This window comes from Shuttleworthella sp. (assembly GCF_057251025.1).
The window spans coordinates 1-8,072 of record NZ_DBHIDN010000038.1 but is presented as its reverse complement, the minus strand read 5'-3'; the positions used below and the strand labels follow the sequence as shown (position 1 = coordinate 8,072).

Below are 8,072 nucleotides of genomic sequence, written 5' to 3'. Positions count from 1 at the left end.
ATCTATAATGATTTGTATATTGCTTTTTCTTTAAAATAGCATCTATTTGTTTTTTGTAAAGTAATATAAAAAATATTTTTTGCAAACTACGAACTACGATTTATGAAACATACTCTTTCGCTTTTATCTAGATATGCTGGTTTTCCTCTTTATACAGAAATCAAATATGGAATACTCGTTACGCGAGCATTCCATATTTATAAAATAAAAAGAGGGATATCCTGCCATCTCTGACCGGCATATCCCTCTTTGTCATTTATAATTCCTTTGTCTGTCCGACCTCCCAAAGAAAAGGCCGTCCTTAACTTTTCTTCCACATCATTCCTGTGGCATATAAGCTATGCACATCCTTCCCTTACAGATGCAGAACCCGGTCTGCAATCTCTGCCGTTCTGCCCTGATTCCAGAACTGGGTTCCGATGTAGCCGCAGGTCCTTCTGGCCACATGCATAAGAGCCTGATTGGTATTGCCGCAGTTGGGACATTTCCAGATCAGCTTGCCGGTCTCGTCCTTGACAATCTGAATCTCCCCGTCGAAACCGCAGGCCTCGCACATGTCACTCTTGGTGTTGAGCTCTGCATAGATGATGGTATTGTAGATGTGCCTCATGACAGCCAGGACCGCAGGGATATTGGACTGCATATCGGGGACCTCAACATAGCTGATGGCGCCGCCCGGAGAGAGAACCTGGAAGACCGCCTCCTTGGATAGCTTGTCAAAGGCATTGATCTCCTCCCCCACATGGATGTGATAAGAATTGGTGATGTAATTCTTGTCCGTGACATGGGGAATCTTCCCGAAGCGCTTCTGCAGATTCCTGGCGAACTTATAGGTCGTGGACTCCAGAGGCGTGCCATAGACTGAGTAGTCAATATTCTCTCTGGCTTTCCACTCATTGCACTTGTCGTTTAAGAGCTGCATGACAGCCAGGCCGAACTCCCTGCCGGAATCCGAGGTGTGGGACACATGCCTCATGTAGTAGACGCACTCGGCCAGACCGGCATAGCCCAGGGAAATGGTGGAATAGCCGTCATAGAGAAGCTTGTCTATGGTCTCACCCGGCTCCAGGCGGGCCAGGGCCCCATCCTGCCAGAGAATCGGTGCCACATCCGAGGGCGTACCCAGAAGACGCTCGTGGCGGATCCGCATGGCCCTGTGGCAGAGATCCAGGCGGTCCTCCATGATCTTCCAGAAGAGGTCCTCATCTCCCCCGGAGGAGCAAGCAGCATCGACCAGGTTGATCGTGACAACGCCCTGGTTGAAACGGCCATAGTACTTGTGCTTCTTGGCGTCATAGTTTCCGGCCTTGCCGATATTGCCGACGCCCGCATCGGTGAAGCGGTCCGGCGTCAGGAAGCTCCTGCAGCCCATGCAGGGATAGACATCCCCCTTATACTCAAGCATCTTCTTCTCTGAGATATAGTCGGGGACCATCCGCTTGGCGGTACACTCCGCCGCCAGCCTGGTCACATAGAAGTACTTGCTCCCCTCTTCCACATTGTCGTCCTGAAGGACGTAGATGAGCTTGGGGAATGCCGGTGTGATATAGTTGCCCCTGCGGTCTTTGATTCCCTGGATTCTCTGGCGGAGCATCACCTCGATGATCATGGCCAGGTCATCGCGCCGGCGGCCCTCCGGAACCTCATGCAGGTACATGAAGACCGTGACGAAGGGGGCCTGTCCATTGGTCGACTGGAGGGTGATCAGCTGATACTGGATGGTCTGGCAGCCGGACTCAACCTCCTTGCGCACTTCCTTCTCCACCAGTTCATCGAACTTGCCGTCAGAGATCGCAACACCGGCCTCGGCCAGCTCTTCACGCAGGCGGTTTCTGATCTTATTGCGGCTGACATCAACGAAGGGGGCAAGGTGAGACATGGTGATGGTCTGCCCGCCGTACTGGCTGGACGCCACCTGGGCCACGATCTGCGAGGCAACCGTGCAGGCAGTCGCGAAACTGTGCGGGGTATCAATGTGGGTGCCGGAGATGCAGGTTCCGTTCTGCAGCATGTCGTCTAAGTTCACCAGGCAGCAGTTATGCATATGCTGGGCGAAATAGTCGGCATCATGAAAGTGGATCAGACCGTCCTTATGAGCCGCCACGATATCCTCCGGGAGCAAATAGCGGTTGGTATAATAGCGAGACCACTCACCGGCCATGTAATCGCGCTGCACGGATAAGACCGTGGGGTTCTTGTTGGAATTCTCCTGCTTGACTTCCTCGTTCTCCCGCTCCACAACGCCGGCGATCTTCTGATCAATGGCACTCATCTTGCGCATCTCGTTGTGCTTATAGCGATAGGTAATATAAAGGCGGGCCACCTTGTGCTTGCCGGACCCCATCAGGGCATCCTCTACCTTGTCCTGGATCTCCTCGACAGACAGGTCCCGGCCCGTATTCTCGGCATCCTTCATGATGCCGTAAGCCATCCCCGCGATCTCTCCCTCGGTCAGGCGCTCAGAGACAATGCCCTCCTCGTTGTTGGCCTTCTGAATCGCCTTGATGATCTTATCCAGGTCAAAGGGCACCCGCTCCCCGGACCGCTTCATCACATAGACAATGTGACTGCTCTCATCCATGTTGACATCCAATCTCTCGTCGTACATCTTCTTCCTCCCCATTTCACGGATATATGCGGATCCAAAACTGTGTTAATATCACAATCAATTTGTCGTACGATGACCATTATAGGGTCTTCTGATCTGACTGTCTATATACAAGAGTTACAAAAAAGCACTAGATATTGTGTGCCTTTTTACATATAACACACCATATGCTGATTTTGCCCCCGTTCAGCGAATGGCCAAACGGGGGCAATATTGTACGTTATTTTAATACAATTTTCTCAAGTCAAGGGTCGGAGACCGGAAAATGCGGCCGATGGGACTTGAACCCATACACCGTGAAGATACAAGAACCTAAATCTTGCGCGTCTGCCAATTCCGCCACGGCCGCCTGAAAAGAGACTTCCTCAGAAGTCTCTTACCTATATTAGGTGATTTCCCCTCACAATTCAAATCCCTCGGAAGACAAAATCAAATTCCAGTTTCTTGCTGTTGTCAATACAGTACTCCGGGTGGACCAGGGCGCCCCAGCTGTCATCCCCGCCCACGCCCATCTGGGCCTTGGCGATCCGAATCCAGGTCTTGTCGACTCTGGGAAGTTCATAGGCGTGCTGGGCGCAGTCGATCATATCCGGCGAATAGGGGAGCGCAGAGAAGTTGAAGGCCGTATTTGTCATGGCGAATCGAACGCCATGCCCCTCTGCGTTCCTGCACTCGGCCCAGCGGACATCAATCTTGTTGCCGCACTCGGAGGGACGCAGGTAGCTGGCCATATTGTCCGCCACCCGATTGGAGAAGACATCCAGCTTCCCGTGCGGGCGGTCGATATAGGTCTCCTGCGGGCCTCTTCCGTACCAGCGCAGCTGATCATAATCGGCGTCCATGGTGAAGAGGAGGCCGAACTCCGGCAGCTGCCCGACCTCGGCTGTCTCCTCCATCTCCAGATGGCAGGCGACGCTCCCGTCGGCGAATACCTGATAGGTCAGGAAGCAGTCCTTCGCCGGCGTCGTAGGCAGATGATAGGTGTAAGTCACCCTGACCGAGTCCTCCAATTCCTCAACGCGATAGTAGTCCGCCGTCCTCCCGTGTTCCTTCATCATAGACGCATAGCTGCTGGCGATCTTCCACTGACCGGACCGGAAGGGCTGCATATTGCCCAGATCGTTCTCCGTCATGGGACGCCAGAAATTGGGCCGGGGCATATCACAAAAGAGCATGTTCCCCTGATAGCAATAGGAAATCATTCCTCCGAATCGACCGGAGAAGAGGACGGAGAAATCATCCCCGTAGACCCCGGTATTCATCCAGCCACGGACGACACGAAGCCCCTGCCCGGTCCGCAGGCCTCTTCCTCTCCATGTCCCGTAGACGCCCTCTCCGTAAGCCATCTCATATCCGGCCCTGGCCCAGTCCCGGTCCTCTTTCAATCGAAAACTGATCTCCTCGACATACTCTCCCTCCTCCTGCGGAATGGGGATGGGAAGGTCGATGGTCATCCGGGACAGGGGAGCCAGGGACAGGAAAAGGGGCATCTGCCGGATCATCTCTCCCTCCCTCCTTAAAGTTGCGATGATCTCATAGGAAGACAAGTCCGTAAAGCGGTTGTCGTTGTAGATCTTCACCTGTCCGCCGCAGAATTCCAGCTTGACATTGCGGTAGTTGTATCTGACCTCCTGCATCTTGGGCGAGATCTCATGTCCCGCGCCCCCGTAGACAATCCCGTTACCGCAGAAGGAGTAGTCGCAGGGCCGATCCCCGAAGTCTCCCCCATACGCCTCATAGGTCTCTCCGAACCGATTCCTCGTCGTGATGGACTGGTCCGCGAAGTCCCAGATGAAGCCACCCTGATAGCGCATCTCCGTATCCGCCAGGTCTGTATACTTATGCATGGCTCCACAGGAATTTCCCATGGCATGGGCGTATTCACAGCTGATATAGGGCTTATTCGTCTCCTTAAGGGTCTCCCTGATCCGGTCTACAGGCCAATACATAGTGGAGTAGATGTCCGTTGTCTCCGGATAGCGGCTGTCATGGACAACCCCCTCATAGTGCACCAGACGGGTGTGGTCCCAGCGCCGGAAGTGCCGGCTCATCTCATAGATGACAGATCCTCCGAGAGATTCGTTGCCGCAGGACCAGATCAGAATGCAGGCATGGTTCTTATCTCTCTCATACATGGATCTGGCCCGATCGATCATCATGGCATAGGCCTCGGGCCGGTCCCCCGGAATAGCCGCAGACAGGTCATTGGCTCCGATCATGATCGATTCCCAGAAGCCATGAGTCTCCAGGTTGGTCTCATCGATTACGTAGAGGCCGAGCCGGTCACAATAGCGGTAGAAGGCGGATTGATTGGGATAATGGCTGGTCCGCACCGCATTGATATTGTTGCGCTTCATGATCAGAAGGTCGTTCAGGATATCCTCCTCGGAGATGGCTCTTCCCTTATCTGAAGTGAATTCATGGCGGTTGACTCCCTTGAAGACAATTCGCTTGCCATTCAGACACATGATCCCGTCCACACACTCAAAACGGCGGAAGCCAACCGACTCCTCCACCAGCTCAAGTACCTGTCCTGCCGAATCCAGGAGCCGAATCCGAAGCCGGTAGAGATGAGGGTCCTCCGCGGACCAGAGCATGGGGTTCTGCAGGGTCAGCTGCACTCCGCAGATTAGCTCATCCGGGTCGATTTCCCCTGTCACTTCTGACTTCCCATCCGTCAGCAGGAGTTCCACCCGTCCCCCGGGACAGGATCCCTGCAGCTTCAGATCCACAGACAGACCGGCCTCGGAGAAATCCTCCGCGAGCCTGTCCGTCAGCTTAAGGTCTCTGACATGAAGCCGGGGAACCGTGTAGAGAAAGACCTCTCGGAAGATACCGGAAAAGCGGAAGAAATCCTGGTCCTCATACCAGGATCCGGCCGAGAAGCGAAAGACCATAGCCGCCAGCTTATTCTCCCCCGCCCCAAGATATGGCGTCAGGTCGAACTCGGAGGGCGTAAAGGAATCCTCCGAATAGCCCACATAAGAGCCGTTGCACCAGAGGGCGATTGCAGACTCCACCCCCTGGAAGCTGATGTAGACCGGATGAGATTCATCCGGGGACCAGGCCTCAGGCAGGCGGAAGTAGCTGACATAGGAGGCCACCGGATTATCGATCCGGGGGATCTCTCCCGGCAGGATCTCCTCCTTGCCGTCCCAGGGATACTGGGTATTACAGTACTGGGGAAGGCCGTATCCCTCCATCTGGATATGGGCAGGCACGGGGATGGTCTTCCAGGCGTGACAGTCCACATCCTGCCGGAAGAAGTCCTTGTCCGCCGCCTCCCAATTGGGGGCCCAGGTAAAATACCAGTCCCCGTTCAGAGAATGGCGAAATGAGGAATTCCCTTTCTCCAGCTCCTCCAAAGACCTGTAGAACCGATGATCTGAGTGGGCCTCCAGACGATTCTGCCGGAAGATTCTCGGATCCGCCACGATATCATACTCAAACTTCTGCATAAGTCACCTCTATCTTCTAGCTGCCTCTTGAGAAGCTCCCTGTTAAATTTCACGCATCTGTCTTCGTTCCTGAAGAACCGCATCCCGCAAATGCAGTCGCTGTCATCGTTCCCATCAGTAAAAGCGACAGTAACTTACGTCTCATAGAAACCCCTTTCTCTGTGAAATTCGCACAAAATCTACCGGTGAATTTCAGATCGTTTTGACATATTTGTATGGTATTCCATCGAAAGGGGAATTTGTTTTAATTTCTGATGTATTTCTATGCAAATTCGACTATTCAAAATTCCAGCCCTTGAGGGCCTTGACGTTGAAATCCGCAATACGCCCTCGATGCGTTGATACCTCCTGCTTCCAGCGCAAGGGCTGCATTCCTGTAATCCGCTTGAAATTGCGGTTGAATGTCGAGGGCGTCTGATACCCGACCATTCTTCCGATCTCCTCCATAGAGACATTCTTCTCGTTGATCAGATTGCATGCATTCTTGATGCGGATCTGGTTGAGGTAATCCATTGGGGAAACCCGCATCACTTCCTCAAATGTCCGGCGAAAATGACTCTCGCTGAGTCCGCAGGCCCGGCTGATCTGGCCTGCTCTCAGGTTCTTACTGTAATGGCTTTCCATATACTGAAGGGCCGCCTCAATGGAGCTGTTCATCCGAATTCCCTGCTCATCTCCCCCGCTTTGAATATCAAGACGAAGCATTTCGATGATCAGGGCATAGAAGGCCCCGTGAATGGCCTCCTCATAGAATAGCTTCTTCTGACGAAATTCATCCAGGATCCTCAGGATCAGCCGTCCCGCCTGCGGATGATTCTTCATCGTCCGGATCGTCCCCCGGTGGTTGAGGGCCCGGATATACTCCATCCGCCGTCTGGAGTCCATCCGCAGCTTATCCTTGAGAAAGCCCTCGATGTCCACAAAGAGATACTCCCAGAAGCAGAGGTTGCCCGGCACACTCTTCGTCGTATGGGGCACATGGGCTGGGATCATGGTATACATACCGTCCTCATAGGGAAGGACCCGGTCTTCGATCCGCACCTCGCCCCTCCCCTCGTGGCAGAGGCCTAGCTCAAGGCAGTTGTGGAAATGCTGGGTGTCCCCCGTATCCCAGCCGTACTCCCTTCTCCAGCTATCACCGTAGAGCGGCAGAATATAAGAGCCCGTCGGCATATTGTAATAGCGAAATTCAAGTGCTGTGTGTTTCTTCACCCCCGCCTTCTCCTGTCTTTATCGCGGTAAATCCCGGTCTCATCATTTCAAATTACAGGATAATTATAACTCTCTTGCTCTTCCCGCCCGGCAAAGGCTTTGATAAAAATCATTTTCAGCAAAAACTTTTTGGTGGCTTCCTCTGGAACAGATTCTCCCCTTTTCTAGCACAACAACTTCAGATGCGCTCTCTAATATTTTGTGAAATCGGTGTATTACGATAATATCCAAATGCTTTCCCCTGGTCTGATCAAAATAGGAAAAAAGACGATCCTCAGCTATAATGTCCAAAGCTGCATTTGGTTCGTCCAAAAGGCGAACAGAAGAAGATTTTATAAGCGCTCTTAAAAAAGCCATCTTCTGCCACTGCCCAATCGAAAGCTCTCTTCCATCTTGAAATCGATAACCGAGAGGTTCATCCAAAGCATCTTTAAACTCTACCATTTCCGCAAGTTGTAACAAATTCTCAGAAAGCTCCTCGTCAAAATTTTTTTCACCCAAAAAAAGATTGTCTCTAACAGTTGTTTCATACTTAATATAGTCCTGAAATAGTGCTGACATATGCTGTCGATATTGTTCTATAGAAAGTTGCTTCCGCTCTGCATAAGAATGGCAGATACTACTGGCAAGAAACCACTCAATACTGCCTGCAATACGGATATAACAAGATAACCTGGCCGGAAGAGCCAGGCTTTTTGTATAGACCACAATAAACCTTTTTTTTTCATTTTATTCTTCTTTGAAGACGTTTCCCAAAACTTTTGGGGCAGAAAACAATCGTCAAAAATATAGTT

At 52.2% G+C, this 8,072-nt stretch carries 4 protein-coding genes and 1 tRNA gene; all 5 read right to left on the bottom strand.

Annotation, left to right across the window (positions count from 1 at the left end; translation table 11 throughout):
* Nucleotides 1-355: 355 nt before the first annotated feature.
* The 5 genes from nrdD to ACO5R6_RS07350 all read right to left on the bottom strand — a co-directional run bounded on the left by nrdD (nt 356) and on the right by ACO5R6_RS07350 (nt 7,986).
* Complete coding sequence (gene nrdD / locus ACO5R6_RS07370) at nt 356-2,608, bottom strand: anaerobic ribonucleoside-triphosphate reductase (protein ID WP_485626540.1); 2,253 nt, start codon at nt 2,606-2,608, stop codon at nt 356-358.
* Nucleotides 2,609-2,874: 266 nt separating this feature from the next.
* Nucleotides 2,875-2,957: transfer RNA gene (locus tag ACO5R6_RS07365), tRNA-Leu, on the bottom strand.
* Between the two features lie 58 nt (nt 2,958-3,015).
* On the bottom strand, nt 3,016-6,066 hold the full coding sequence (lacZ, locus tag ACO5R6_RS07360) for a beta-galactosidase, LacZ type (protein WP_485626539.1): 3,051 nt from the start codon (nt 6,064-6,066) through the stop codon (nt 3,016-3,018).
* Nucleotides 6,067-6,342: 276 nt separating this feature from the next.
* Complete coding sequence (locus ACO5R6_RS07355) at nt 6,343-7,278, bottom strand: helix-turn-helix domain-containing protein (protein ID WP_485626538.1); 936 nt, start codon at nt 7,276-7,278, stop codon at nt 6,343-6,345.
* Nucleotides 7,279-7,341: 63 nt separating this feature from the next.
* Nucleotides 7,342-7,986, bottom strand: a complete 645-nt coding sequence (locus ACO5R6_RS07350; RefSeq protein ID WP_485626537.1) for an ATP-binding cassette domain-containing protein — start codon at nt 7,984-7,986, stop codon at nt 7,342-7,344.
* Nucleotides 7,987-8,072 lie beyond the last annotated feature (86 nt).